The organism is Streptomyces sp. Je 1-332, assembly GCF_040730185.1.
Lineage (GTDB): Bacteria > Actinomycetota > Actinomycetes > Streptomycetales > Streptomycetaceae > Streptomyces.
On the sequence record NZ_CP160402.1, the window covers coordinates 1,015,729 to 1,040,142 of the forward strand.

Below are 24,414 nucleotides of genomic sequence, written 5' to 3' on the forward strand. Positions count from 1 at the left end.
GATGGGCCCGCCCCCTGGTGCAGGGGGCGGGCCCATCGGCGTACGCGAGGCGCAGATGGGTCAGTTGAAGATCACGCACGAGGCGGCAGGAGCCTCGATCGAGCCCGCGCGCCGCGGAATGCCGGTCTCGGGGTCCACGCTGAACCAGGTCACGTCGCCCGAGCGCTCATTTGCCGCGTACAGGAACCGGCCCGACGGGTCGATGGCCAGGTCACGCGGCCAGTGGCCGCCGCACGGCACGGTGGCGGTGAGCCGCGGCCGCGTCCCCGCCTCGTCGATGGCGAGCACCGAGATGACATCCTGACCGCGGGTCGCGGTCCACAGGAAGCGCCCGTCGGGGGCGATGACGACCCCGGAGGGGTAGGCCTCGCCGTCGCCGTCCGTGGGGCCCGGCAGGAGCGCCGCCTCGCCGAGCGGCTTGAGCACCCCGTCGGAGGCGTCCCAGGCGCAGATCGTGACGGTGGGGGCCAGCTCGTTCACGACGTACGCGTGGTCGCCGCGCGGATGGAACACGAGATGCCGCGGGCCCGAACCGGGCCGCAGCGCGATCTCGCGGCGCAGGGTCGGCTCGCCCGCCGCGGAGAGCTCGCAGACGCGTACGGAATCGGTGCCGAGGTCGACGCTCACCACCCAGCGGCCGCTCGGATCGGGCAGGACCTGATGGGCGTGCGGCCGCTGCTGGCGCTGTGGGTGGGGCCCCGCGCCCGTATGTTCCAGGACGCCGGAGAGAGCGGGCGCGAGGCTGCCGTCGGGGCGCACGGGCACGGCGGATACGCTGCCGGAGCCGTAGTTGGCGGTGAGGACGTGTCCCGCGTGCAGGGCCAGATGCGTGGGCGCCGCCCCGCCGACCGCGACCGGCGGCCCGGTCTGCTCGGGCTTGTCGCCTTCGAGGCGGTACGCGGCGACAGCGCCGTCGGACGTCTCGCTGACGGCGTAGAGCGTGTCGCCCGCGGCCGAGAGCGCGAGGTAGGAGGGGTCGGCGACGGTGTCCGTGGCGCCGAGAACGGTCAGCGCGCCGCTGTCCGCGTCGACGGCGGCGGTGAGGATGCCGGCCCCGCCCGCCGCGGTGAAGGACCCGATGTACGCCCGTTGACTGTCGCCGTGCCTGCCGACCACTGCGTTCCCCTCTCGACTCTCGACCGAGCGTCCTGTGCGGGGGAGCGCTCATGCGGCAGACGCTAGCAGTCGGTCTAGACCAAGGCGCCCCGACGATCGCCGCGCGTCCGCGTGGGAACTCAGAGACGGGGGATCACCCTCGGAGTGAGGCCTGCGACGTCAAGGGGAGGTTGCCGCGGCCGCGGGCTGCCCGGCGTCCTTGATGGCGGGCAGCGCGAGGGCGCCGGCCAGTTCGGCGAGTTCTTGTTCAGTGGGGCGGACGGGGCCATCGGCGCCGTCCTGTGCGAAGGCCCGGATGCGTGGGGTGCGGATGCCGGTCTTGTCCGCGATCGCCTGCGGCGTCAAATGACGGCGGCGCATGGTCTGTTGGAGTAGCTGAGACAGATCGTCCATTGGCCTCTCCTGCCCCGCCGGTGCGCTCTCATGCCGTATGCCTCGTCGCACGGCGTCCACCGCGCGGTACTGCGGGCAGTGGCTAGCGGGGCAGGACGGCCCGGACGGTCTTGCCGTTCGGGCCCCTGGTCACGGTGACCGCCCTGGCCATGTGCTGGACCATGGGCCAGCCGAATCCGCCGGTTCCTCCGGCCAGGTCGGGCGCTCGCTCCTGCGGCGGCCTCGGGTCGGCGTCACCGACGGTCACCGCTATCGCGTCCGGCTGCGCCTCCAGACGCAGGGAGCACGAAGTGCCGCGCGCGTGCCGTACGGCGTTGGTGATGAGTTCGGACACCGTGAGTTCGACACTCACCACGTCCTGTGGGTCCATGCCCGGGCGGAGCCTGTCCACGAAGGCGCGGGCGAAGTCCCGCGCGTGGGCGACAGCTTCCGGCCGCTTGTCGAAGACCGCACCGTCCGTCGGCCCCGTGTCCAGGTCCGGGGGTCCGGTGTCCAGTCGCGTCCCGTGCGTCCTCATGAGCCCTCCTCGTACGGGGTGGCCTCTGTCCGAATAGGGGATGGCCGCTGTCCGAATTGCTCACATGCCCGCGATGAGGACCCTGTAACGCCCCGGCAGATAACGGATCTTGTTGCGGAACGACGCGCATGAAGCCCGGGCGTGCGGGTACGTGCGCTTCACCGGCTGGTCGGGGGACGACGGAGGGCCGGCGGATCGGGGAGGGACCATGACAGTGGCGACAGCGGCTATCGGCACATCCACGGACTCCGGCACCACGGAGCTGCCGGATATCGTCTCTCCCCAGGAGGTCGGGCCGCAGGACGCCCGGGCTCTGTCGCAGCTGTTCTTCGCCCGGCTCGCCACGCTGGAAGAGGGCACGCCGGAGCACCAGTACGCCCGCAACACCCTCATCGAGATGAACATGTCCCTGGTCCGGTACGCCGCCGGGCGGTTCCGTCACCGCGGTGACGAGATGGAGGACATCGTCCAGGTCGGCACGATCGGCCTGATCAAGGCCATCGACCGGTTCGAACTCTCGCGCGAGGTCCAGTTCGCCACGTTCGCCGTGCCGTACATCGTCGGGGAGATCAAGCGGTTCTTCCGTGACACCTCCTGGGCCGTGCACGTTCCGCGCCGCCTCCAGGAGGCCCGCGTCGAACTCGCCAAGGCCACCGAGGAGCTCAGCACGCGCCTCGGCCGCGCCCCCAGGGTCAGCGAACTCGCCGAGCTGATGGGTCTCACCGAGGACGAGGTCATCGAGGCCCGTACGGCCGCCAACGGCTACAACTCCACGTCCCTCGACGCGGCTGTCCACGGCGACAGCGACGAGGGCGAGGCCGCCCTCACCGACTTCATCGGCGCGGAGGACCCCGCCATGGAGCTCGTGGAGGACTTCCACGCACTGGCCCCGCTGCTCGCCGGTCTCGACGAGCGCGACCGGCAGATCCTGCGGCTGCGGTTCGTCGACGAACTCACCCAGTCACAGATCGGCGAGCACCTCGGCGTCTCCCAGATGCATGTCTCGCGCCTGCTTTCCCGTACGCTGTCCCGCCTGCGCGAGGGCATGCTCACCACGCGTTGACGTCCGACCGAGAAGGCGAATCCCCCGATGGCTGATGACGCTTACCTCTTCCTGCTTCCCGAGCGGCACCCACGTCTGGGCACGGCGCTGGCCGCCGCGGGCGCCCTGGAGTGCACACAGACCCCGGCCGTCCACGGCTGGCTCCAGGCGCACGACGTGTCGGCCTCTTCCGAACTCGTCCGGATTCTGCCCGCCGACGCGGAGGCCCTGATCCCCGAGGACGCCGAGCGTCTTCCGGTGCCGTTGAGCGAGGAGGAGGCGCTGCGGGTCCAGCAGGAGTGCGCGCCCCAGTCCGTCACGGACATGGAGAGCGAACTCCTGGAGTTCCGGGAGACGACCCAGGACTGGGAGGCCCTGGTGCACCGGGCGCTGGCCGCGGGCATCCCCGCGCCGCGCATCGCCCGCCTCACCGGCCTCGACCCGCAGACCGTCGGCCGCCTGACCGCGTGACCCCGTCCTGCCCCGGTGTCCGGCCGGCGGCGGTCTCCCGCTTCGTGAAGCGGTGCCACCAGTGCTTGCGGCGCGGGTGCACGGCACGGCCGAGCCTGCGGCCGATCAGCAGGTAACCGAGCACGGCGCCGGTGGTGTTGAGCAGTACGTCGTCGATGTCGAAGGCCCGCCCGGTGACCAGGAAGCCCTGGGCGAGTTCGACGAGCAGCATCACCAGCGCCGTGGCGGCTATGACCCGTATGAGCCCCCGGGCACGAGGGACGAGCACCGGCAGCAGCATGCCGAACGGCAGTCCGAGCACGATGTTGCCGCCGAGCTGCTTGACGGTGTCGCGGAACGCGGGCTGCGCCAGATAGTCCTGGATCGAGTCGCCCGGGCGCAGATTGCTGTGTGTCAGGGGCTCGGAGGCGGCCGAGGGTTCCAGCGTCAGCCGGGCAAGGAGCACGGCGAAGACCACCGTCCCCGCGAAGGCGAGCAGCATGGCCATCGCGCGTGCCCACCCGGCGAGCGGGGGCGTGCCGGGAGCGCTCGGGCTGCCTGCTTCCTTCGTCGCCTTGCCCTGCGGAACTGTCCGTGCCATCACGAGCCTCCATTCAGGGAGTGTTCTGAGTGCGTCTTCCCCGGCATGAGCGGTCGACCCGCTTCCGGTTGCGGGACGTCTCGTATGTCTCGCGGATCATGTGGGGTGTCTCGCGGATCATGTGGGGTCCGTACGGCCGAAGAGACCGGCGTGCCCCGGCGGAAGCTGGGTGAGGATGCGGCGCAGCAGGGCGTCGTCGGCGACCTCCGCGACGGTGGCGAGCACCGCGGTGACGGCGCGGCGTGCCTGCCCCGCGTCGACGTCGACGCGTGCGCCGACCGCCGCGACGAAGTCCGCGGGCGTCAGGGGTTCGCTCGCCGGTGACCCCGCGGTGAGCAAGGGACCGCACTGGCGGGGCAGCAGGCGGGCGAGATCGGTGCGGTCGTCCCCCACCAGGTGCTCCCCCAGGACTTCGAGGACACCCTGCACCGCTCCGGCGGCCTCCTGCCGTTCCGCGTAGCCTCCGCGTTCCTGGACCCGGTCAAGCAGCACTTCCACGGGCTGGTTCATGGCCGATCCTTCCTTCGGGCCCGCCGTCGTGGTGGTGGGCGAGGGAGGGCTGCAGGACGGTGTCGGCCACGTCGAGCAGGGAGTGGCCGTCGCGTGCGCTCACCTCCTGGAGCCACGCCAGCCCTTCGGCGACGGGGCACTCCTGACGGGCGGCGACGTAGTCGGCCGCCTGGTGGATGCGCTCCCAGCGTGCAGCGCGTGTGCTGGTGGTCCACACAGGGCGCCGGCAGCCGCTGCCCGCGTCGTGCACGGGCCGCCAGCGCAGCAGGGCGTCGAGCGCCAGGGCGGCGGCGCGCTTGGCGTGGGTGATGTGGCGGTCGGTCACGTCGGTGTGCTCGGTGTAGTAGAGGCACAGCACGCCCAGCGGTGTTGTCCGGCGGTCGTGCAGCGGGAGCGCCAGGACCCGCCGGGTGCCCGGCAGTTCCTCCGCCAGGGGCGGTCCGGTGCGGCAGGAACGGTCGCGCAGGTCCGGCACGAACACGGGCCGCATCCCAAGAGCCGCACTGACGGAGGGGCCGTCGGCGCGGGTGAACTGCGCCGCCTCGGCCTGCAGGGCGCGTTCGTCGGTGGCGTGCAGCAGTTGCCAGTCCTCGAGCCGGGGCAACCAGGACAGGGCAGCGCGCTGTGCGCCGAGGGACTGGGTGAACGCGGTGCAGAGCCGGTTCGGCAGCGCGTGGCGGCCGACAGCTGCCGCGACCGACACGTCGTGCACGACCGACGGTGATTCCTCCGGCATGGTCAGCATCCCTCTCAGTCGCGCGCCTCCAGGAGCGGAAGTCCGTCTACCACGCGATGAGCCACCTCATGTGTCCTCGTCCGGAGTCATCGGCCGGCGCGAGCGAGCGGCAGGAGCGCTCCGGCGTCGAACACCGAGGGGAACACGCCTGCTCAGGCACCGATCAAGGGCGTACGAGTCGGGCTGCGCAGCGGCTCGGCCAGTTCGACGAGCGCCTTCTCCAGACCGTGCAGATGGGCGAGGACGGGCTCGACGCTGGAGGGGTGCGGCAGGGTGACGGCGTCGGCTGCCGGGCCCCGCGCCGCCTCCGGCGCGGTGAGTGCCTCCACGGCGGCCTCCACACGCCAGCAGGCGGCGGCGAGCCGGTCGTCGTGCGAGGCCTCGGGGTCCGCCGCGATCGAGGCGAGCCCCCGGACCTCGCGGGCGCAGGCGTCGAGCAGTGCGAGCACCTGGCGGGCGCGTGCCTTGCGGGCCCGCAGCGGGCTGAAGGGGTGCACCAGGGGCGCGAGCGAGAACCGCACCTTCCCGAGGAGCTGCTCCAGCTCGGCGACGCGCGGAGCCGGGTCGGCGCTCGCGGATCCCGCGAGCCGGGCGGCGGCCTCCGCGGTGCAGTGGTGCACGCACCGCAGGGCACGCTCGATCCAGGCGTTGGTCGTGGCGTGCGTGGTGACGGGCAGGACGAGGAGCACGGCGAGGACGGCGCCGAGCGCCCCCACGCCGGTCTCCGCGACCCGCAGGGCGAGCAGCCCCGGGTCCAGGACCCCGAGCAGGCCGTAGAGCACCCCGGCCATGACGGTGACCGCGAGCATCATCCAGGTGTAGGAGACGGCGGCGGTGTAGAAGATCCCGAAGACGCAGACGGCGACGAGGACCGCCGAGGGCACCGGCGCACCGTGCAGCGGGAGCGCGAGGACGAAGCCCGCGCCGATGCCGATGACCGTGCCGAGCACCCGCCGGAAGCTGCGCACCAGCGTCTCCCCGCTCGATGCGGTGTTCACGAACACCCACCAGGTGGCGCCCACGGCCCAGTACCAGCGCTCGTGGGACACGATCTGTCCCGCGGCGAGCGCGAAGGCGCCGCCGAGCGTCGCCTGAATCGCCTGCCGGGTGGTCGTCCTGGCCAGGCCCCTGCCTCCCGGCACGACGGGCACGGCCACGGGCGGCAGGCGGCGCTCGTAGCACCAGAGCGCGAACCGTACGCCCGACGAGGCGCACAGCGACAGCAGGATGGCGGCGAACAGTTCGGGCAGCTGCCCCGGTCCCGTGTGCAGGAACTGGGTCGCGAAGAACATCATGAACGCGAACACGCCGAGCGAGTGCCCGCGCGGCCCCCACCGCCGCGCGTACACGCCCGCGCCCAGCACGCCGAGGAAGGCGACGTCCCGCGCCACGGGCACGTCGTGCAGCACCGCGGCGAGAGCGAGCACGGGGAACCCGACGACGGGCAGCAGAGCCGTGGTGAGGGCCTGCCCCCGTACCGTCGCGTCGCTGACCGTGAACAGGGCGAGCAGCGCCGCGAGGCCACCGGTGATCGCCGCGACGAGCGAGTGTCCGGCCAGACCGCACACGGCCACCGCGAGCGCGATGCCGATGACGGCCCGAGCGGCGAACCGCAACCGCGCCCGTCCCGGATCCGGCGCCACGAACACCCTCTTCAGCACAGCTGCCCCGCCCCTTCCGCGTCCTTCTCGACCTGCCCACATGGAAAAGGCGCCACGGGGATCCGCAGCGCCATCGACAGGCACATCACACCATCCAGAGCCCTGCTGGCTCAACTGGCACGGGCTTCACTGAGCCATTGGCCCACTCTCACGCCTTGCTGCGGTACCACGGGAGGGCCAACGGATCATCCATGGCCTAACTCCCGCGGACGGGGGTACGTGCCCGAGCACCCCGTCGTACGTCGACGGTTCTCACGTCTTAGGAGTCGGCATGCCCGGAGTCATCAACCGCATCAAGCAGTTCGTCCGGAGCCCTCAGGGACAGCGCACCATCCAGCAGGTCCGCCGGGCGTCGGCCGACCCCAGGAAGCGGGCCCAGGCCAAGCGGATGCTGCGCAAGTTCCGCGGCCGCCGCTGAACGGTCGTCCGCGCGGGCCGCGCGGGGCTACGGCTCCGTCGGCGGCCACTGGGGGCGCTGGTCGGCCGGGAGGGACTGCAGGGCCTGGCCGACCGTGCGGTGGACGGGGAGCAGTTCCGTGCTGCCCGTCAGCACCAGCATCTCCGAGAGGCGGCGCCCCGCGCCCGCGAGCAGCAGCTTGCCCTCGCGGCGGGCGAGCAGCCAGCGCACGGCGAGCAGGCAGTTGAGTCCACGCGAGTCGCAGAACATCAGCGCCGTCACGTCCAGGACCAGATGCCGGTGCCCGGCCTCGACGGAAGCGCCGAGGGTACGCAGAAAGTACTCCTCGCATGACTGGTCGAGCTCGCCGCTGACCCGCAGCACCGCGGAGTCGGAGCAACTCGCGAGCTCGGTGATGGTCAGGCGATGGGTCTCAGTGGACATCGCACCCCCATGAGCCATCGTACCGAGGTCGACCCGGTGATCTCTCCCGAAACAGCTCGGTGCGGACGCGCGTCCTGTCGCCCGCTACCTCTTGTCGAGGAGCTCGACCCGCAGCCGCCCGCGGGTCCGGGTGAGGATGCGCGGGCCTCCGTATAGGGATCACATTCCGGGGCACTCGGACAACCGCGGGATGACACGGGAGGTGGACGGCTGTGATCTGGTGGATGTGGCTGACCGTGGTGCTGGTCGCACTGCTCCTGCTGGCCGGTGCGGTCCTCGGGACCCAGGCCCGCCGCCGTGGCGGCGGCGCGATCGTGGTCCGGCGCGGCCGCCGCGCGGGACGTGGGAGGGCTCGATGATCACGCTGATGCTCGCCGCCGACCTGACCAAGCGGCCCGTGGTCACGCTCGGCGGGGAAGCGGTGGCCCAGGTCAAGGACACCGTCTTCGACGCCTCGGGCGGACAGATCACCGGTTTCACGCTGGCGGGCCGAGGACTGCTGTCCGGCCCGCTCAAACAGAGCCTGCCCTGGTCCGGTGTCCACGCGCTGGGCCCGGATGCGGTGATGATCCCCTCCGATGAGGTTCTGCAGGCCAGGGACGCGGTGGTGGACAAGGGCGAGGCCGGCACCGGCCACGTGCGCGGAGCCCGCGTACTGAGCGACGGGGGCCTTGAGCTGGGCACGGTGCTGGACGCTGTGGTCGAAGGGGGCGCCAGTGGCCGGGTGGTCGGTTTCGAGGTCGCGACCACCGAGGCGATGGGCCGTCACGAACGCAGGGCCTTCCTGCTCGCGCCCGGCCAACTGGCCATGACCGGGGAGACGTTGGTGATCCCGGCCCAGCTCGCCGGGCAAGCGGTGGACGACCTCGCCGCGCTCGCCGTGGCATGGGACCGGACCCGGAACCGGACCGCGGGCGAGACGGCATTCCGGAAGGGGGACTACCGATGATGCTGCTCAGCCAGGTCCTGGGACACCCGGTCATCAGCGCGGAGGACGCGCGCCCCGCTGGGCAGGTGGCCGGCATCGGCATCGACCCACGGACCCGCCGGATCACGGAGCTGTACCTGCGGGACGCAAAGAACGGTGGCGACAGCGTCCCCTGGTCACACGTGCGCGGTATGGGGCCGGACGCCGTGATCATCGACACGGACGCCACCGCCGCGACCGAGACGGGCAGCGGCGGCTCGCACTCCCGGGCGCACAAGAGACTGCTGGGCAAGCCAGTCCTCACCGAGTACGGCGAGGACGCCGGAACCCTCACCGAAGTCACCTTCGACCCGGAAACCGGCGGCATCGGCGATCTGTACGTCGGACGCGAGCAGGTCCCCGGCAGCCGCCTGCTCGGGCTCGGCTCCTACGCCCTGGTCCTCGGCGCGGGGCCCACACCGGCACCCGGCGAATGATTGCTGCGTTTCGAGCGATCCAATATGTGTGCCGGCCGTGAGAGAAATCGACGCAAGGCGCTCTGAGGGTTTCTTGCGCGACACCCGGAACGGATTTTTCTACCTCACAGAGCCGACCACACCGTGCTACTGTCGATCTCAGTTGCAGTTGTGGTTCCCAAAAACTTCAAGTGCCCTCACCTCCTCATTCGGCGGGTGGGAGCACTTTTGTATTTCCGGTCATTTCCGGCGGGGCAATCATCGCGGCGACGCGGAGTCCGCACAGTGCGGGCTCAGGGCACTGCCCCGAAGGAGATATGACATGGCTATTGGCACCGTGAAGTGGTTCAACTCGGAAAAGGGCTTCGGCTTCATCGAGCAGGACGGCGGCGGCCCCGACGTCTTCGCCCACTACTCGAACATCGCCGCCCAGGGCTTCCGTGAGCTCCAGGAAGGCCAGAAGGTGAACTTCGACATCGCCCAGGGCCAGAAGGGCCCGACGGCCGAGAACATCGTTCCCGCCTGACGCTCACGCGTACTTCGTAGCTGGGGCCCGCACCTTGGGGTGCGGGCCCCAGCTCGTGCATTTTCCGCACCACCCGGGTCACGAATTACTTGAGTGCATACCTCTTCTCATCGGCTTCATCGGTATCGCACTCACCGTGCCCGTCCGGAACGTCATTCGTTCCCGCGCATCCGCCCCGCAGAACGCCTGCCGTCGGCCGGATTCGCTTCACGCATTTCATCCGGCCCGTTCTCGCGATTCTCCGTGCTGTGTTCTCGCCGCGGAAATTCCTTGGTACGTGCCGCATCGAGGAAGGTTCCGCATGAACCGCGCACGCACGAACGACCGTCCTTTCCGCGCCCGCTCCGGCTCCGCTTCCGGCGCCCGCTCCGGCTCCGGCGCACCGCGCCGTTCCGGTGGCTACGGCCGCCGACCGTCCGCGCCCCAGGGCGAGTTCGCCCTGCCGGTCACGGTCACCCCGGCGCTCCCGGCCGTCGAGACCTTCGCCGATCTCGCGATGCCGGCGCCCCTGCTCGCCGCGCTCGGCCGTGAAGGCATGAGCGTGCCCTTCCCGATCCAGGGCGCCACCCTCCCCAACTCCCTCGCGGGCCGTGACGTCCTTGGCCGTGGCCGCACCGGCTCGGGCAAGACGCTCGCCTTCGGGCTCGCGCTGCTCGCCCGCATGGACGGTCAGCGCGCCGAGCCGCGCCAGCCGCTCGCCCTGGTCCTCGTACCCACCCGGGAACTGGCCCAGCAGGTCACCGACGCCCTCACGCCGTACGCCCGCGCCCTGCGGCTGAAGCTCGCCACGGTGGTCGGTGGCATGTCGATCGGCAGGCAGGCCGGTGCGCTGCGCGCCGGCGCCGAGGTCGTCGTCGCCACGCCCGGCCGGCTCAAGGACCTCATCGACCGAGGCGACTGCCGGCTGAACCAGGTGGGGATCACCGTCCTCGACGAGGCCGACCAGATGGCCGACATGGGCTTCATGCCGCAGGTCACCGCGCTGCTCGACCAGGTGCGTCCCGAGGGCCAGCGGATGCTGTTCTCGGCCACGCTCGACCGCAACGTCGACCTGCTCGTGCGCCGTTACCTCACGGACCCGGTGGTCCACTCCGTCGACCCGTCCGCGGGCGCGGTCACCACGATGGAGCACCACGTGCTGCACGTGCACGGCGCGGACAAGCACCGGACCACCACCGAGATCGCGGCCCGGGACGGCCGCGTGATCATGTTCCTGGACACCAAGCACGCCGTCGACCGGCTGACCGAGCACCTGCTGTGCAGCGGCGTGCGCGCCGCGGCCCTGCACGGCGGGAAGTCCCAGCCGCAGCGCACGCGGACCCTGACCCAGTTCAAGACCGGTCATGTGACGGTGCTCGTGGCGACGAACGTCGCCGCGCGCGGGATCCACGTCGACAACCTCGACCTGGTCGTGAACGTCGACCCGCCCACCGACCACAAGGACTACCTCCACCGCGGCGGCCGCACGGCGCGCGCGGGTGAGTCCGGCAGCGTGGTCACCCTGGTGACGCCCAATCAGCGCCGCGACATGAGCCGCCTGATGGCCGCCGCGGGCATCACCCCGCAGACGGCCCAAGTGCGCTCCGGTGACGAGGAGTTGAGCCGTATCACCGGCGCCCAGGCTCCCTCGGGCGTCCCGGTCACCATCACCATGCCGGCCGCGGAGCGCCCCCGGCGTGGCAGCTCCTCCTCTTCCCGAGGGCGCCGCAGCCGCAGCGCCCAGGACCGGCGCACCGACCGTGCTCCGCGCCGTCCCGCCCAGGGGCCGTCCGCCTCGAGCTCGGCGGCCTAGCCTGCGCGGGCCGCGCGACCACACTCACCCATCCCTGCAGGAGGCACCTTTGACACCGGTTCAGACACCGTCACGCGGTCCGCGGGTCCGTGACGACATGACCGTCGAGCTGGCCCTGTCGGTCATGGCGGGCGCGGGCGCCCGCCATCTGTTCCTGTGCGACGAGGACGACCAATGCACGGAGCTGATCACGCTGGACCGGCTCACCGCCGTCCGTGAGAGCACCGTCTACACGGACCAGGTCCGCCTACGGGACGTTCTCGCCCTCGCGCGTTGAGCGCCTCACCCCTGTCAGCCGCCCCATCTCCTCACCTGTGAGGCACCATGCGCTGCGTCATCGCCCGTTTCCCGTTCGACCTCACCAAGAGCGGGGTGCTGGACTCGATGAAGGGCGTCAAGCCCGAGCCCGTCACGGGCGACTCGGTCATCATCGGCCGCCGCCACTACCCCATCAAGCAGGTGGGCGCGGTCATCACCCGGCAGGACCGTCGTGACTTCAGCGCCGCGGAGGTCACCCGCGCCATGCGGCTGCTGGGCTTCACCTGCCGTACGCCTTCCGAGGACGCGGCCCCGCGCGAGCTCACCCCGCTCCAGACGGCGTCGGCCCTGCTCGGCGCCGCCACTCCCGTGTAGCGGGAGACGCGGCACGCGACACCAGAACTGCGAAGAGGGCCCCGCCGGCACACGCCGGCGGGGCCCTCTTCGCGTTGCCCGCTCGCATGCACCCGCCGCGACAGCGCATAAAATCTACGCCCGCGAAAGTAGACATTGGGCGATCGCATGATTAGGCTTTCTCTTGCTGCTGCGGACCCAGAGGGAGAGTCGGGGGAAGCAGACGCCATCAGGCAGGGCCGGACAGGGAAAACAAGAGGTCGGCGCAGCATCAGGGCCGACAGATGGTGTTGAATTTCCTTCGGGGCCTTGGTGCCGTACGGCACCAAGGCCCCTCGACGCGTTCGCATAACGAGGTGACATGACAGCAGATACCCCACTCAGTGGTCGTCTGGACGACGACGACTATCCCGCCTACACCATGGGGCGGGCCGCCGAGATGCTCGGCACCACTCCCGGTTTCCTGCGGGCCATCGGCGAGGCCCGGCTGATCACGCCGCTCCGCTCGGAAGGCGGACACCGGCGGTACTCCCGCTACCAACTGCGGATCGCCGCTCGCGCCCGCGAACTGGTGGACCAGGGGACCCCGGTCGAGGCGGCCTGCCGCATCGTCATCCTCGAGGACCAGCTGGAGGAGGCTCAGCGCATCAACGCCGAGTACCGCCGCGGCGCGACGGAGTCGAGCGAAAGCCCGACCTGAGCCTGCCCCCCTCCCGTCAGGCGCCAGCAGGGGCCACTCCCCCGGCAGGCCCGGTTCGCGCGACCGGAGGCCATACCCCCGGGGCGAGAACCCCCAGCGCGTACGCCCGCGCCACCAGTTCCGTGCGGTTCGCCGCGCCCCAGCGCTCGGTCAGGCGGCGCAGATGGTAGGTGACGCCGTCCGTGGTCAGGCCCGTGTCGCGGGCGGCCTGAGCCGTGGTGGCGCCGCCTGCGAGCAGGGCCAGAATGCGGGCCTCCGCCGCGGTGGCGGCTTCGGCGGGCGCCGGAGCGGCGGCGGGGGCACGCTCCTCGCCCAGGACACGGAGCAGCACAAGGAGGCCGGGGGTCTCGTCGACCGTGTCGCTCACCGGCTCCGCCGTCAGCTCGCCGTGGCGGCGCACCCCGTCGGCCGCCTCCCAGTGCACCGCGACCGGGTAGCGCGAGCGGTGCCTCAGCCGCACCGCCTCGGCGATCCGCAGGACCTGCGTCCTCTCGTCGGGGCGGAACAGCTCCAGGACGTTGCGGCCGCGCAGGGTGCCGGAGGTCTCGCCCCATTCCGCCGCCATCGCCGGGTTGGCGAGGATGATCGCCCCGCTCGCGTCGCAGACCGCGACCGGCATCGGGATGCGGTTGAAGAGGAGCATGGCGCGGTTGCGCCACAGCACGGAGTCCGCTGAGTCCACGGGGCGGCTCCTTCCGGGCAGTCAAGAGCGGAGCGTCGTTCTCCACTACACAATCATGTAGTGGTACGGCGCGGACCGGCGGGGATCGGCGATCAAGCTGGTGAGCAGTGACTTCCGTACGGCGAAAGGCAGTTGTCACGCCATGCCCCCCACCACCACCGCACCGCTCTCCCAGGACGCCGGTTCCGTCCTCGACGACGTACCGCTGATCGACATATCCGCCACCGGCCCCGGGCCCGCCCCGCTGCAGCAGGTCATGGAACTGGTCCGCCGCCACGGGCCCGTCGTGCGGCGGCGGCTGCACGGCCGCGACGCGCTGTTCGTGAGCGATCTCGACCTTGTCACCGAGCTCGCCGACGAGTCCCGGTTCGCCAAGCACGTCGGTCCCGCCCTGGAGAACGTGCGCGAGTTCACCGCCGACGGACTGTTCACCGCGTACAACGACGAGCCCAACTGGGCTCGCGCGCACGACATCCTCATGCCCGCCTTCGCGCTGGGTTCAATGCGCACGTACCACCCCATGATGGTGCGCGTCGCCCGTCGGCTCATCGAGTCGTGGGACCGGGGCGCGCGGGACGGGCGTCCTGTGGACGTGCCGGGTGACATGACCCGGATGACCTTGGACACCATCGGGCTCGCCGGGTTCGGCTACGACTTCGGGTCGTTCGAGCGGGCCGAGCCGCATCCCTTCATCGAATCCATGGTCCGCTGCCTGGAGTGGAGCATGACGCGGCTGAGCCGTACGCCGGGCAGTGACCACTCGGCGGCGGACGCGGCCTTCCGGGCGGACGCCGACTATCTGGCGCAGGTGGTCGACGAGGTCATCTCGGCGCGGGCGGGCGGCGCGCCGGGCGCGGAACCCACCGACGACCTGCTCGGCCTCATGCTCAGTGCCGCGCACCCGGGTGACGGCACGAAGCTGGACACCGCCAACATCCGCAACCAGGTCATCACCTTCCTGATCGCGGGGCACGAGACGACGTCCGGCGCGATGTCGTTCGCGCTGTACTACCTGACCAAGCATCCCGCCGTCCTTGATCTCGTGCGACGCGAGGTCGACGCCCTGTGGGGCGACACGGCCGACCCCGAGCCGTCCTTCGACGACGTCGGGCGGCTCACGTACACCCGTCAGGTCCTCAACGAGGCGCTTCGCCTGTGGCCCACTGCAGCCGCGTTCGGCAGGCACGCCCGCGAGGACACGCTCCTCGGCGGCCGCATACCGCTGCGCGCGGGGCAGGGCGTCACCGTCCTGACGCCGATGCTGCACCGGCAACCCGTGTGGGGCGACAATCCGGAGCTCTTCGATCCGGCGCGCTTCACGGCGGAGGCGGAGGCGGCGCGCTCACCGCACGCCTTCAAGCCGTTCGGCACCGGTGAACGCGCTTGCATCGGGCGGCAGTTCGCGCTGCACGAGGCGACCATGCTGCTCGGGATGCTGGTTTACCGCTACCGGCTGCACGACCACGCCGGCTACCGGCTCACCGTCAAGGAGACGCTCACCCTGAAGCCCGACGGCTTCACGCTCACGCTGACGTCGCGCACCGCCGCCGACCGCGTGCACGCCGGGCTGCCGGGTGCGGGCGTCGACCTGGCCGACGCGGAGTCCGACGCCACCGCCCTGCCTGCGCGCGTCATGCCCGGCACCCGCGCGCTCTTCCTGCACGGCAGCAACTACGGCACCTGCCGGGACTTCGCCGCCCAACTCGCCGACGAGGCAGCCGCGGTGGGCTGCGAGACGGAGGTCGCGCCGCTGGACGAGTACGCCGCCGCCCTGCCCGCCGACCGGCCGGTCGTCATCACCGCGGCCTCCTACAACGGCCGGCCCACCGACGACGCCGCGGCGTTCGCCTCCTGGCTCGACGGCGCCCCCGCGGCCACCGCCGAGAACGTCACGTACGCGGTCCTCGGTGTGGGCGACCGCAACTGGGCCGCCACGTATCAGCACGTCCCGACGCGCTTCGACGAGCGGCTGGCGGAGCTGGGCGGCGTCCGGCTCATGGAGCGTGCGGCGGCCGACGCTTCGGGTGATCTCGGGGGCTCCGTACGGGAGTTCACGGCGCGGCTGCGTACGGCACTTCTCGAGCGGTACGGCGACCCCGAGGCCCTGGAGGTCTCGGAGACCGCCGCTTCTTCGGACGCGTACGAGGTCCGCGAAGTGACCGGGGGCCCGCTGGACGCGCTCGCCGCGCGGCACGGTCTGGTCCCGATGACGGTCACCGAGGCCTACGACCTCACCGCGCCCGGCCATCCCCGTACGAAGCGCTTCGTACGGCTGGCCCTGCCCGACGGAACGACCTATCGCACCGGCGACCACCTCACCGTGCTGCCCGTCAACGATCCCTCGCTCGTCGACCGGGCCGCGGCGGCGCTCGGCGTGGACCCGGACGCCGTTCTCGACATCCGGGCGACGCGCCCGCGCCGCGACGGCCTCTCCGTGGACCGGCCACTGACGGTGCGTCACCTGCTTACGCAGCACGTCGAGTTGCAGGAGCGGCCCACCGCGGGCCAGCTGGCCGTACTTGCGGCGGCCAACCCCTGCCCGCCGGAGCGGTCGGCCCTCTCCGTACTGGTCGACGACGCCGAGGCTCGCGCGGCCGACGGGCGCACGCTGCTCGAACTCATGGAGGCCTGCCCGGCCCTGCGCGGTGCTCTGGAGTGGCCACGGCTGCTCGACGTGCTCACGCCCTTGCGGCCCCGCCACTACTCGGTGTCCTCGTCACCGGCGGTGCACCCCGGCCACGCCGACCTGATGGTGTCCCTCCTGGAGGCGCCGGCCCGCTCCGGCAGCGGGCAGCTGTACCGCGGGACGGGCTCCGGCCATCTCAACAGGGTGCGGCCGGGCGACACCGTCCTGGCCCGCGTCCAGCCGTGCCTCGAGGCCTTCCGCATCGACCACGCGGACTCCGCGCCCGTCATCATGGTCGCCGCGGGCACCGGCCTCGCCCCGTTCCGCGGCACGATCGCGGACCGTACGGCCCTGAAGTCCAAGGGGGCCGAACTCCCCTCCGCCCTCTGCTACTTCGGATGCGACGACCCGGAAGGGGACTTCCTGCACGCCGAGGAGCTGCGCGCCGCGGAGTCCGCCGGAGCGGTCTCGCTGCGTCCCGCCTTCAGCGCGGCCCCCGTGGACGGGGCGGCCTTCGTCCAGCACCGCATCGCGGCGGAGGCGGACGAGGTGTGGGCACTGCTGACCGCCGGAGCCCGGGTGTACGTGTGCGGCGACGGCTCACGCATGGCCCCGGGCGTACGTGACGCCCTGCGCACCCTCCACCGGCAACGCACTCCGGGGGCCACGGCGGCGGACTCCGAACAGTGGCTGAACGAACTGACCGCGCAGGGGCGTTACGTGGAGGACGTGTACGCGGCGGGATAGCCACGGGCCTGGTGAAGAGAGCCGGTCACGCCGGGCCCGGACCATCGGGCCCGGCGGTGAGGGAGTCGATGTCGAACAACTCCCCCAGGGCGCGCACCGTTTCGTCGCTGTGTATGTGGTGCAGGGGCCGGATGCCGAGTCGTGCCGCCCCGCGCAGGTTGTGCTCCAGGTCGTCGATCATGACGCAGGCGGACGGCTCGACGCCCAGCCGGTCGCAGGCCGTCCGGTAGATGCGGCGGCCCGGTTTGCGGGAGCCGATCTCGCTGGAGATGACGACGGTGTCCGCGAGCGCGCCCAGGTCGTATCCCTGGTAGCAGTCGTCGCCCAGCGCGTTCGACACGATCGCCACCGGGACGCCCCGGGCGCGCAGCTCGCGCAGGGCCGCGAGCATCTTCTCGTCCGGCCGCATCCCCGCCCCGATCGCGGCGACGAGCCCGGAGGGCTCCACCTCCACGCCCTTCTCCCGCAGCCGCCCCGCGACGCCCCGCTCGAAGTCGGCCTCGCTCATGCGTCCGCACTCATGCTCCACCAGGAGCGCCGCCGACTCCGCGTCCTCCCGGAACAGCCGCTCGATGAGCGTCGGATCGTCGCCCACCCGCGTGGAGTAGGCACGGAAAGAGTCGAGCACGCTCGTGGTCAGCACACCGCCGAAGTCGGTGAGTACCGCCCGCGGTGGTCCCTCCGGCCGCGCCTCGAGCACGTCGTCCAGGTCTTCCACGTCTTCCTCCTCAAGACCCGCCCTTGTCGGCGTAGTTGAATCGTCGGTCGAGGATCTCAAGGACCCGCTCGCCCCAGCGCAGGTTCGACTCCTCCAGAGACCTGCCCGCCATCAGCGTGAGGTAGGGGCCGATGCGCTCGGCCTCGCGCAGGTACGTCTCCTCCTCGCGGCCGCCGAGGAGGTGGACGCGCAGCCGCTCGTACCGGGCGAGCTTGCCGCGCGACCACGCCATGCGCTCCTCGATCAGCGCGCGGGTGGCCGCCGGGTCGCCGCCGTCCATGGCCTGCACCTTGACCATGAGCTCGTCCCGGATGGCGATGGGCCGGGGCGGCTCGGCGGCGAAGCCGTGCAGATCACGCCGCCCGGCTTCGGTGAGCGTGAACATCCGTTTGTTCGGCCTGCGTTCCTGCTGCACCACGCGGGCGTCGATCAGACCGTCGGCGGCCAGTCGCTCCAGCTCGCGGTAGAGCTGCTGGGGCGTCGCGGACCAGAAGTTCGACACGGACACGTCGAAGATCTTCGCCAGGTCGTACCCGGACGACTCGCCCTCCAGGAGCGCCGCGAACACCGCGTACTTGAGAGACATCTGGACACCGTACACCGATGTGATTACTCTCCATCGCACCTACTCAACAAATTGAGTATCAATGAGTCACGGACGAGTGCGAGGTTGGGCATGCAGGCTTTTCGCAAGGCCGTCGAGGCGGACGATCACGCGGCCGTCGAGGCGCTCCTGGCCGAGGACGTCGTCTTCACGAGCCCGGTCGTGTTCCGCCCCTACCCAGGCAAGGCGACGACCGCCGCGATCCTGCGCGGCGTCACGCGGGTCTTCGAGGACTTCCGATACGTACGCGAGATCAACGACGCCGGGGGGCGTGACTCCGCGCTCGTCTTCGAGGCACGGGTCGGCGACCGGCAGATCACCGGCTGCGACTTCCTCCACGTCAACGAGGAGGGGCTGATCGACGAGTTCATGGTGATGGTCCGCCCCCTGTCGGCCGCCCAGGCACTCGCCGCGGCCATGGGCGCCCAGTGGGACCGGATCACCGAGGAGGCCACCGGCGCCTAGCGCGGGGGCTACCAGGCGCGGGCCGACTGAACGAGGTGGTCGTGCACCAGGGCCACGTGGGGGTTGTCCGCGGACCCCGGGCGCCGCACCAGGAAGCCGGTGTTGATCGGCGCGTCCTCCGGGTCGTGGAGGAGGACCAGGGCGCCGGCGGCCAGGGCGTCGCGGCAGAGGTAGCGGGGCAGTACGGAGAATCCCGCGCCCGCCGTCACCGCCGCGAGGACGCCGCGCAGGTCCGGGACTGTCACGGAGGCCTCGCAGGTCAGCCGCTTGCCGAAGACATGCCGCCAGTAGCGGCGGGCGATCGGCAGGTCATCGGCGTACGACACCAGCGGTACGCCGAGCAGCGCCCCGGGGCCGTCGGCGGCGATCCGCGTCGCCCCGCCGATGCGCTCGGCCCACGCGGGGGCGGCGACCAGGACGAACTCCTCGTCCGCCAGCGGCACGGAGCGCAGGGAACGCCCGCGGGGGCGGGCCGTGGCGATCACCAGGTCGTGCCGTCCCGCCCGCAGCCCGTCCAGGAGCCGGTCGGTCAGGCCCGTCGTCACGCGCAGCCTGACCCCCTGCTCGACCAGCGGCGCGAGCGCGGGCAGCGCGCAGTGGCAGAGCATCTCGGCGGGGCCCGCAAGCTGAACGGGCTCCGCGGGGGCGCCGTCGAGTGGGCCGCCGTGGCCGGTGACCGCGGCGAGGGCGTCGAGGGGATCGACGACACGGGCGGCGAGCGCGTCCGCGTACGGCGCGGGGGCCACGCCGCGTGGCAGCCGCTCGAACAGCTCCCGGTCGACCTGCCGCTCCAGCGCCCGGATCTGTGTGGTGACGGTGGGCTGCGAGAGGCCGAGGAGGCGGGCCGCCGCGGTGAAGGAACCCGACCGGTACACGGCGAGGAACGTGCGCAGCAGGTTCAGGTCGAGCGCTCCGGGGGCTATTCCCGCCGATCCATCGGAATTCCTATCTCGCATATGGGTCAGCCTATTGGATTTCGTTGGGCTCCCCCGCCTACCTTCGAGGACAGCACCGCCTGACGCTCTGAGCACAGAACGTCAGAGATTCCAGCCTCGGAGAGACACCATGTCCAAGATCCTGTTCGTCGTGACCGGCGCCGACCACTGGACGCTGGCCGACGGCACCCAGCACCCGACCGGCTTCTGGGCCGAGGAGGCCGTCGCGCCGTACGAGGCGTTCAAGGCCGCCGGACACGAGATCGTCGTCGCGACCCCCGGCGGCGTCGTACCCACCGTCGACCAGGCGAGCCTCGCGCCCGAGTTCAACGGCGGCGAGGAAGGCGCCGAGAAGACCGCCACCACCCTCGCGGAGATCGCCGAGTTCCTCTCGCCGGTCAAGCTGGAGGAGGTCGACCTCGCGGAGTACGCCGCGGTCTTCGTCCCCGGCGGTCACGGCCCCATGGAGGACCTCGCCGTCAACGCCGAGTCCGGCAGGCTGCTGAGTGCCGCGCTGGAGATCGGTATGCCCCTCGGCGTCGTCTGCCACGGCCCCGCCGCCCTGCTGGCCGCCACCAGGGAGGACGGCTCCAACACGTTCGCGGGGTACGAGCTGACCGGCTTCACCAATGCCGAGGAGACGCAGTCCGGCTTCGCACAGAAGGCCAAGTGGCTGCTCCAGGACCGGCTCGTCGCGGCGGGTGCCGACTTCCAGGAGGGCGAGGCGTGGGCCCCCAAGGTGGTCGTCGACCGCAACCTGATCACCGGTCAGAACCCGGCGTCGGCAGCCCCGTTGGCCGACGAGCTGCTGAAGAAGCTGGCCTGACCCCCATGGGCACCGACCGGCTCGACGAGGTCCTCGACGCCACCTACGACTCCCTCACCAGGTACGGCGTACGGCGCACCACGATGGACGACATCGCCTCCACGATGGGCGTGTCCCGGTCAGCGGTCTATCAGTACGTCCGCAACAAGGACGACGCCTTCCGCAAGCTCGCCGAGCGCCTGCACGCCGAGGCGCTCGCGCGGGCCCGGGAGGCGGCGGCCGGCGACACCTCCACCGCCGAGCGCGTCCGGGGCGTCCTCGCCGCCAAGCTCGACCTGGTCCTGCGCCTGGCCGGGGACTCTCCGCACTCCGCGGAGCTCCTCGACGCGAAGGCCCGCGTCTTCGGCGACGTCTGCCACGGCTTCAACGGCTCGCTGCGTCTCCTGCTCGTCGACCTGTTCACCGAAGCGGGCACCCCGGCCGCGGTGGAGCCCGCCGAGGCCGCCGACATCTGCATCGCCCTGGTCATAGGCCTGGAGTCCGTGGCCGACGGCCGCGAGCTCTTCGCCCCCGCCACGGACGCGCTCCTGACCGGCCTCCTCGGGGCGCCGGTCACCACGCCGACGCGCCACTGACCGCCGCTCCCTCCCCATCACCCCCCTCCCCATCACCGCCCGCCGCACCTGAGACCTCCCGAGGAGACCCCTCATGCACCACCCCGAAGTGCTCGACCCGGAAGTGCTCGACCCCGCAGCCCTCGTCGCCAAGCTCCGCTCCACCTTCGCCACCGGCCGCACCCGCCCCCTGGCCTGGCGCGAGGAGCAGCTCACCCAGCTGCGCTCCCTGTTCACGGAGCACCGCGAGGACATCGTGGACGCCCTCCACGCCGATCTGCGCAAGCCGCGCACCGAGGCGTACACCGCCGAAGTCGACTTCCCCGTACGGGAGATCGACCACACGCTGGCGCATCTGGAGGAGTGGCTGCGCCCGCAGCCGCTCGCGCCCGGCGCCCTCGCGGGGCTTCCGGAGGGATCGACCGCCGGTACGCGGTACGAACCGCTCGGCACCGTCCTGATCATCGCCCCGTGGAACTACCCCGTACAGCTCCTGCTCGTGCCCTTGGTGGGCGCCCTTGCGGCGGGCAACACCGCTGTCCTGAAGCCCAGCGAAGTCACCCCGGCCACTTCGGAGCTGGTGGCCAGGCTCATTCCCCAGTACCTGGACACGGACGCGGTCGCCGTCGTGGAGGGCGGCGTGCCGGAGACCACCGCGCTGCTCGCCCAGCGGTACGACCACATCTTCTACACCGGCAACGGCACGGTCGGCCGCATCGTGATGCGGGCCGCCGCGGAGCACCTCACCCCGGTCACGCTCGAACTCGGCGGCAAGTCACCGGTGTTCGTGGACCGGGATGTCGACCTGGCCGCCGTCGCCACCCGCCTGGCCGAGTCCAAGTTCCGCAACGCGGGCCAGACGTGCGTCGCCCCCGACTACGTCCTGACCGACCCGCAGACGGCGCCCGCGCTCGCCCGTGAGCTGCGGACGGCCGTGGAGCGGGTGTTCGGCGCGGACCCCAAGTCGTCGGAAGCCTATGGCCGCATCGTCAACGAGCGGCACTTCGACCGGGTCTCGGCTCTCCTCGGCTCCGGGACGACGGCGTTCGGCGGGCAGAGCGACCGCGACGACGTCTACATCGCGCCGACCGTGCTCACCGACGTGAAGCCCGACGAGCCGGTGATGCGGGAAGAGATCTTCGGTCCCGTGCTGCCGATCGTGAACGTGGACGGGCTCGACGAGGCCATCGCGTTCATCAACGACCGCGACAAGCCGCTCGCCCTCTACGGCTTCACCGAGAGCGAGACGACCCGGCGGCGCCTCGCCGCGGAGACGTCGTCGGGCGGTCTCGGCTTCGGCCTTCCGATGGCTCACCTCCGCGTCCCCGAGCTGCCGTTCGGCGGCGTCGGCGAGAGCGGCGTCGGCAATTACCACGGCCCGCACTCCATCGCCACGTTCAGCCACCGCAAGGCACGGCTCGACGTACCCCTGGGGTGATGCCCGGCCGCCGCTGGTCAGGGGATCAGCGGCGGTGGCCTCTCCTCGCCGGAGAGATGAGCGGTGCCGCGGTGCCGCGGTGCCGCGAGGAACACGGGCGGATCATGGCCACGTACGCCCTGTGCAACGGCCATGGACAGCCCCCGATCTGCTGTGATCTCATCCGTCCGGGCGGATCGATCGACCTTCGGCGTGGATCGGTGGACCTTCCGCGCTGATCAGCAGGCGATCCCTGAGGGCAGCAGGTGACCGGCCACCACCGTCCTGGCCCGCGTCCGTGGGCCGGTCATCGCACGTCTCCGCTCAGGCCCGAAAGACCCCCACACATGCAGAAGACCAAGTCCGCGCTCTGGGAGTTCCTCCAGGGCCTCGGCAAGACGTTCATGCTCCCGGTGGCCCTGCTCGCGTTCTGCGGCATCATGCTGGGCATCGGCTCCTCGCTCTCCAGCGAGGCCGTCACCGAGAACCTGACCTTCCTCCAGGGCGAGGGCTTCCATCTCGTCTTCACGTGGATGGCGAGCACCGGCCTCGTCGCCTTCAAGTTCCTCCCCGTGATGTTCGCGATAGCCATCCCGCTGGGCCTCGCCCGCGAGGACAAGGGTGTCGCGGCGTTCTCCGGCTTCGTCGGCTACGCCGCGATGAACCTGGCGGTGAACTTCTACCTCACCGCCAAGGGCGTGGACCTCGAGGACGAGAAGGCCATCGCCCATTACGGCATCGCCGATGTGATCGGCATCCAGTCCATCGATACGGGACTGCTCGGCGCCGTCGCTGTTGGCATCGTTGTCAGCGTGCTCCACCAGCGCTTTCGTGCCCAGCGGATGCCCGACGCACTCGCCTTCTTCGGTGGTCTGCGGTTCGTGCCGATCATCTCGACTCTGGTGCTCAGCCTGCTCGGTCTGCTGATCCCGCTGGTGTGGCCGACGTTCAACGGCTGGATCACGGATCTGGGGCGCGCGATCGGGCACGCGGGCGTCTTCGGCCCGTTCTTCTTCGGCATGGGAGAGGTGCTTCTGCGCCCGATCGGGCTGCACCACATCCTCGTAGCCATGTTCCGCTTCACGGATGTCGGCGGCTCGGGCGCGGTCTGCGGCGATCATGTCTCCGGTGCGCTGAACCTCTTCTACGCCCAGCTCAACTGCGCGAAGCCGCCGGGTGACGCGGTCACCAGCGCCACGCACTTCCTGTCCCAGGGCAAGATGGCGGTCTACCTCGGCGGACTGCCGGGTGCGGCACTCGCGATGTACCACTGCGCGAACAAGAAGATGCGCCCGGAGATCAAGGCGCTGCTGATCTCCGGGGTCGTCGCGTGCGTGGTCGGCGGCATCACCGAACCGCTGGAGTTCCTGTTCCTGTTCATCGCGCCGTGGCTGTACCTGATCCACGCCGTGCTCGTCGGTCTCGGGTTCCTGACCGCGGCCGTCCTCGGGGTGTTCATCGGCAACACCGACGGCAACGTCATCGACTGGCTCGTCTTCGGCGTGCTGCAGGGCACGACCACGAAGTGGTACCTGATACCGGTCATCGCCGCGGTGTGGTTCGCCGGGTACTACTTCCTCTTCCGCTGGGCCATCACCCGCTTCGACCTCAGGACGCCGGGGCGGGACGTGCCCTCGGACGATGAGGAGGGGCAGGAGAGGGAAGGCGATGAGGCTGCGGCCGACGCCGGGGCCCCGCGTGAGCTGATCGCCGGGAAGTACGACGCCGTGGCGATCCTGGAGGCGATCGGCGGCGCCGAGAACATCCAGACCCTCGACAACTGCATCACCCGCCTGCGCATGACGGTCGAGGACGCCGGACGCGTCGACGAGACCCGCCTGAAGAAGCTGGGCGCGGTCGGTGTCATCACGCTCGACGCGCACAACGTGCAGGTCATCATCGGACCGCAGGTGCAGTCGGTGAAGGACGCGATCGCGTCGCTGGTCCGGGTGGGCTGACC

General features: G+C 71.2%; 29 protein-coding genes. 17 read left to right on the forward strand and 12 right to left on the reverse strand.

Annotated features, from left to right (window positions below):
- Window positions 1-60 precede the first annotated feature (60 nt).
- The 3 genes from ABXJ52_RS04720 to ABXJ52_RS04730 form a co-directional block, all read right to left on the reverse strand.
- On the reverse strand, window positions 61-1,116 hold the full coding sequence (locus tag ABXJ52_RS04720; RefSeq protein WP_367039430.1) for a lactonase family protein: 1,056 nt from the start codon (window positions 1,114-1,116) through the stop codon (window positions 61-63).
- Window positions 1,117-1,275: 159 nt separating this feature from the next.
- Window positions 1,276-1,509, reverse strand: coding sequence for an XRE family transcriptional regulator (locus ABXJ52_RS04725; protein WP_367039432.1), 234 nt, complete (start codon window positions 1,507-1,509; stop codon window positions 1,276-1,278).
- An 82-nt stretch (window positions 1,510-1,591) separates the two neighbouring features.
- Window positions 1,592-2,026: an ATP-binding protein gene (locus tag ABXJ52_RS04730; protein ID WP_367039434.1), complete on the reverse strand. Its 435-nt coding sequence runs from the start codon at window positions 2,024-2,026 to the stop codon at window positions 1,592-1,594.
- Window positions 2,027-2,234: 208 nt separating this feature from the next.
- Here ABXJ52_RS04730 and ABXJ52_RS04735 point away from each other — a divergent pair, with 208 nt between their 5' ends.
- Both ABXJ52_RS04735 and ABXJ52_RS04740 read left to right on the forward strand, forming a co-directional pair.
- Window positions 2,235-3,089, forward strand: a complete 855-nt coding sequence (locus ABXJ52_RS04735; protein ID WP_367039436.1) for an RNA polymerase sigma factor SigF — start codon at window positions 2,235-2,237, stop codon at window positions 3,087-3,089.
- Window positions 3,090-3,116: 27 nt separating this feature from the next.
- Window positions 3,117-3,539: a DUF6003 family protein gene (locus tag ABXJ52_RS04740; protein WP_367039438.1), complete on the forward strand. Its 423-nt coding sequence runs from the start codon at window positions 3,117-3,119 to the stop codon at window positions 3,537-3,539.
- Here the strand turns inward: ABXJ52_RS04740 and ABXJ52_RS04745 are convergent.
- The 4 genes from ABXJ52_RS04745 to ABXJ52_RS04760 form a co-directional block, all read right to left on the reverse strand.
- Window positions 3,496-4,119, reverse strand: a complete 624-nt coding sequence (locus ABXJ52_RS04745) for a VanZ family protein (RefSeq protein WP_367039441.1) — start codon at window positions 4,117-4,119, stop codon at window positions 3,496-3,498. The two genes, ABXJ52_RS04740 and ABXJ52_RS04745, sit on opposite strands and share 44 nt — an antisense overlap.
- 117 nt (window positions 4,120-4,236) lie before the next feature.
- A complete protein-coding gene (locus ABXJ52_RS04750) occupies window positions 4,237-4,629 on the reverse strand; it encodes a DUF2267 domain-containing protein (RefSeq protein WP_367039443.1) in 393 nt (130 codons plus the stop codon).
- Window positions 4,601-5,365 carry a GAF domain-containing protein gene (locus ABXJ52_RS04755; RefSeq protein WP_367039444.1) on the reverse strand — a complete coding sequence of 255 codons (765 nt, stop codon included), beginning with the start codon at window positions 5,363-5,365 and terminating at the stop codon, window positions 4,601-4,603. The genes ABXJ52_RS04750 and ABXJ52_RS04755 overlap by 29 nt, the downstream gene beginning before the upstream one ends.
- 152 nt (window positions 5,366-5,517) lie before the next feature.
- Window positions 5,518-7,026 (reverse strand): FUSC family protein, encoded by a 1,509-nt coding sequence (locus ABXJ52_RS04760; protein ID WP_367039447.1) that lies wholly within the window; start codon window positions 7,024-7,026, stop codon window positions 5,518-5,520.
- Window positions 7,027-7,297: 271 nt separating this feature from the next.
- On the opposite strand from ABXJ52_RS04760, the gene ABXJ52_RS04765 reads away from it, so the two are divergent.
- A complete protein-coding gene (locus ABXJ52_RS04765) occupies window positions 7,298-7,444 on the forward strand; it encodes a hypothetical protein (RefSeq protein WP_367039449.1) in 147 nt (48 codons plus the stop codon).
- Between the two features lie 27 nt (window positions 7,445-7,471).
- Here the strand turns inward: ABXJ52_RS04765 and ABXJ52_RS04770 are convergent, their stop codons facing one another.
- Window positions 7,472-7,867 carry an STAS domain-containing protein gene (locus ABXJ52_RS04770; protein ID WP_367039451.1) on the reverse strand — a complete coding sequence of 132 codons (396 nt, stop codon included), beginning with the start codon at window positions 7,865-7,867 and terminating at the stop codon, window positions 7,472-7,474.
- Window positions 7,868-8,079: 212 nt separating this feature from the next.
- On the opposite strand from ABXJ52_RS04770, the gene ABXJ52_RS04775 reads away from it, so the two are divergent.
- The 8 genes from ABXJ52_RS04775 (at window position 8,080) to ABXJ52_RS04810 (ending at window position 12,880) form a co-directional block, all read left to right on the forward strand.
- Window positions 8,080-8,226: a hypothetical protein gene (locus tag ABXJ52_RS04775; RefSeq protein ID WP_367039454.1), complete on the forward strand. Its 147-nt coding sequence runs from the start codon at window positions 8,080-8,082 to the stop codon at window positions 8,224-8,226.
- Window positions 8,223-8,816 carry a PRC-barrel domain-containing protein gene (locus ABXJ52_RS04780; RefSeq protein ID WP_367039456.1) on the forward strand — a complete coding sequence of 198 codons (594 nt, stop codon included), beginning with the start codon at window positions 8,223-8,225 and terminating at the stop codon, window positions 8,814-8,816. Before ABXJ52_RS04775 ends, ABXJ52_RS04780 begins: the two co-directional genes overlap by 4 nt.
- Window positions 8,813-9,271: a PRC-barrel domain-containing protein gene (locus tag ABXJ52_RS04785; protein WP_367039459.1), complete on the forward strand. Its 459-nt coding sequence runs from the start codon at window positions 8,813-8,815 to the stop codon at window positions 9,269-9,271. Before ABXJ52_RS04780 ends, ABXJ52_RS04785 begins: the two co-directional genes overlap by 4 nt.
- Window positions 9,272-9,572: 301 nt before the next feature.
- Window positions 9,573-9,776: a cold-shock protein gene (locus ABXJ52_RS04790; RefSeq protein WP_361840963.1), complete on the forward strand. Its 204-nt coding sequence runs from the start codon at window positions 9,573-9,575 to the stop codon at window positions 9,774-9,776.
- Window positions 9,777-10,077: 301 nt separating this feature from the next.
- Window positions 10,078-11,568, forward strand: a complete 1,491-nt coding sequence (locus ABXJ52_RS04795; protein WP_367039461.1) for a DEAD/DEAH box helicase — start codon at window positions 10,078-10,080, stop codon at window positions 11,566-11,568.
- Between the two features lie 97 nt (window positions 11,569-11,665).
- Window positions 11,666-11,845: a CBS domain-containing protein gene (locus ABXJ52_RS04800; protein WP_367039463.1), complete on the forward strand. Its 180-nt coding sequence runs from the start codon at window positions 11,666-11,668 to the stop codon at window positions 11,843-11,845.
- Between the two features lie 47 nt (window positions 11,846-11,892).
- Window positions 11,893-12,201, forward strand: coding sequence for an SCO5918 family protein (locus ABXJ52_RS04805; RefSeq protein ID WP_367039464.1), 309 nt, complete (start codon window positions 11,893-11,895; stop codon window positions 12,199-12,201).
- 340 nt (window positions 12,202-12,541) lie between these two features.
- Entirely contained in the window at window positions 12,542-12,880 is a 339-nt protein-coding gene (locus ABXJ52_RS04810) for a MerR family transcriptional regulator (protein ID WP_367039466.1), read from the forward strand.
- Between the two features lie 16 nt (window positions 12,881-12,896).
- On the opposite strand, the gene ABXJ52_RS04815 is transcribed toward ABXJ52_RS04810, so the two are convergent.
- Window positions 12,897-13,523 (reverse strand): PAS domain-containing protein, encoded by a 627-nt coding sequence (locus ABXJ52_RS04815; protein ID WP_367048806.1) that lies wholly within the window; start codon window positions 13,521-13,523, stop codon window positions 12,897-12,899.
- A gap of 181 nt (window positions 13,524-13,704) precedes the next feature.
- Between ABXJ52_RS04815 and ABXJ52_RS04820 the strand changes: the two genes are divergently transcribed.
- Window positions 13,705-16,935 (forward strand): cytochrome P450, encoded by a 3,231-nt coding sequence (locus ABXJ52_RS04820; RefSeq protein WP_367039468.1) that lies wholly within the window; start codon window positions 13,705-13,707, stop codon window positions 16,933-16,935.
- A 25-nt stretch (window positions 16,936-16,960) separates the two neighbouring features.
- Here ABXJ52_RS04820 and ABXJ52_RS04825 read toward each other — a convergent pair whose 3' ends face one another.
- Both ABXJ52_RS04825 and ABXJ52_RS04830 read right to left on the reverse strand, forming a co-directional pair.
- Window positions 16,961-17,653, reverse strand: a complete 693-nt coding sequence (locus ABXJ52_RS04825) for an HAD family phosphatase (RefSeq protein ID WP_367039470.1) — start codon at window positions 17,651-17,653, stop codon at window positions 16,961-16,963.
- Between the two features lie 10 nt (window positions 17,654-17,663).
- Entirely contained in the window at window positions 17,664-18,239 is a 576-nt protein-coding gene (locus ABXJ52_RS04830; protein ID WP_367039472.1) for a PadR family transcriptional regulator, read from the reverse strand.
- A gap of 90 nt (window positions 18,240-18,329) precedes the next feature.
- Here ABXJ52_RS04830 and ABXJ52_RS04835 point away from each other — a divergent pair, with 90 nt between their 5' ends.
- A complete protein-coding gene (locus ABXJ52_RS04835; protein WP_367039474.1) occupies window positions 18,330-18,722 on the forward strand; it encodes a nuclear transport factor 2 family protein in 393 nt (130 codons plus the stop codon).
- An 8-nt stretch (window positions 18,723-18,730) separates the two neighbouring features.
- On the opposite strand, the gene ABXJ52_RS04840 is transcribed toward ABXJ52_RS04835, so the two are convergent.
- Entirely contained in the window at window positions 18,731-19,678 is a 948-nt protein-coding gene (locus tag ABXJ52_RS04840) for a LysR family transcriptional regulator (RefSeq protein WP_367039476.1), read from the reverse strand.
- A gap of 109 nt (window positions 19,679-19,787) precedes the next feature.
- Between ABXJ52_RS04840 and ABXJ52_RS04845 the strand changes: the two genes are divergently transcribed.
- The 4 genes from ABXJ52_RS04845 to malX all read left to right on the forward strand — a co-directional run bounded on the left by ABXJ52_RS04845 (window position 19,788) and on the right by malX (window position 24,412).
- On the forward strand, window positions 19,788-20,483 hold the full coding sequence (locus ABXJ52_RS04845; RefSeq protein ID WP_367039479.1) for a type 1 glutamine amidotransferase domain-containing protein: 696 nt from the start codon (window positions 19,788-19,790) through the stop codon (window positions 20,481-20,483).
- Between the two features lie 5 nt (window positions 20,484-20,488).
- A complete protein-coding gene (locus ABXJ52_RS04850) occupies window positions 20,489-21,058 on the forward strand; it encodes a TetR/AcrR family transcriptional regulator (RefSeq protein ID WP_367039481.1) in 570 nt (189 codons plus the stop codon).
- A 73-nt stretch (window positions 21,059-21,131) separates the two neighbouring features.
- Window positions 21,132-22,475, forward strand: a complete 1,344-nt coding sequence (locus tag ABXJ52_RS04855) for an aldehyde dehydrogenase family protein (protein ID WP_367039483.1) — start codon at window positions 21,132-21,134, stop codon at window positions 22,473-22,475.
- 326 nt (window positions 22,476-22,801) lie between these two features.
- The gene (gene malX / locus ABXJ52_RS04860; protein WP_367039485.1) at window positions 22,802-24,412 is read left to right on the forward strand and encodes a maltose/glucose-specific PTS transporter subunit IIBC; all 1,611 of its coding nucleotides are present in this window, start codon (window positions 22,802-22,804) and stop codon (window positions 24,410-24,412) included.
- The last annotated feature ends 2 nt before the right edge of the window (window positions 24,413-24,414 follow it).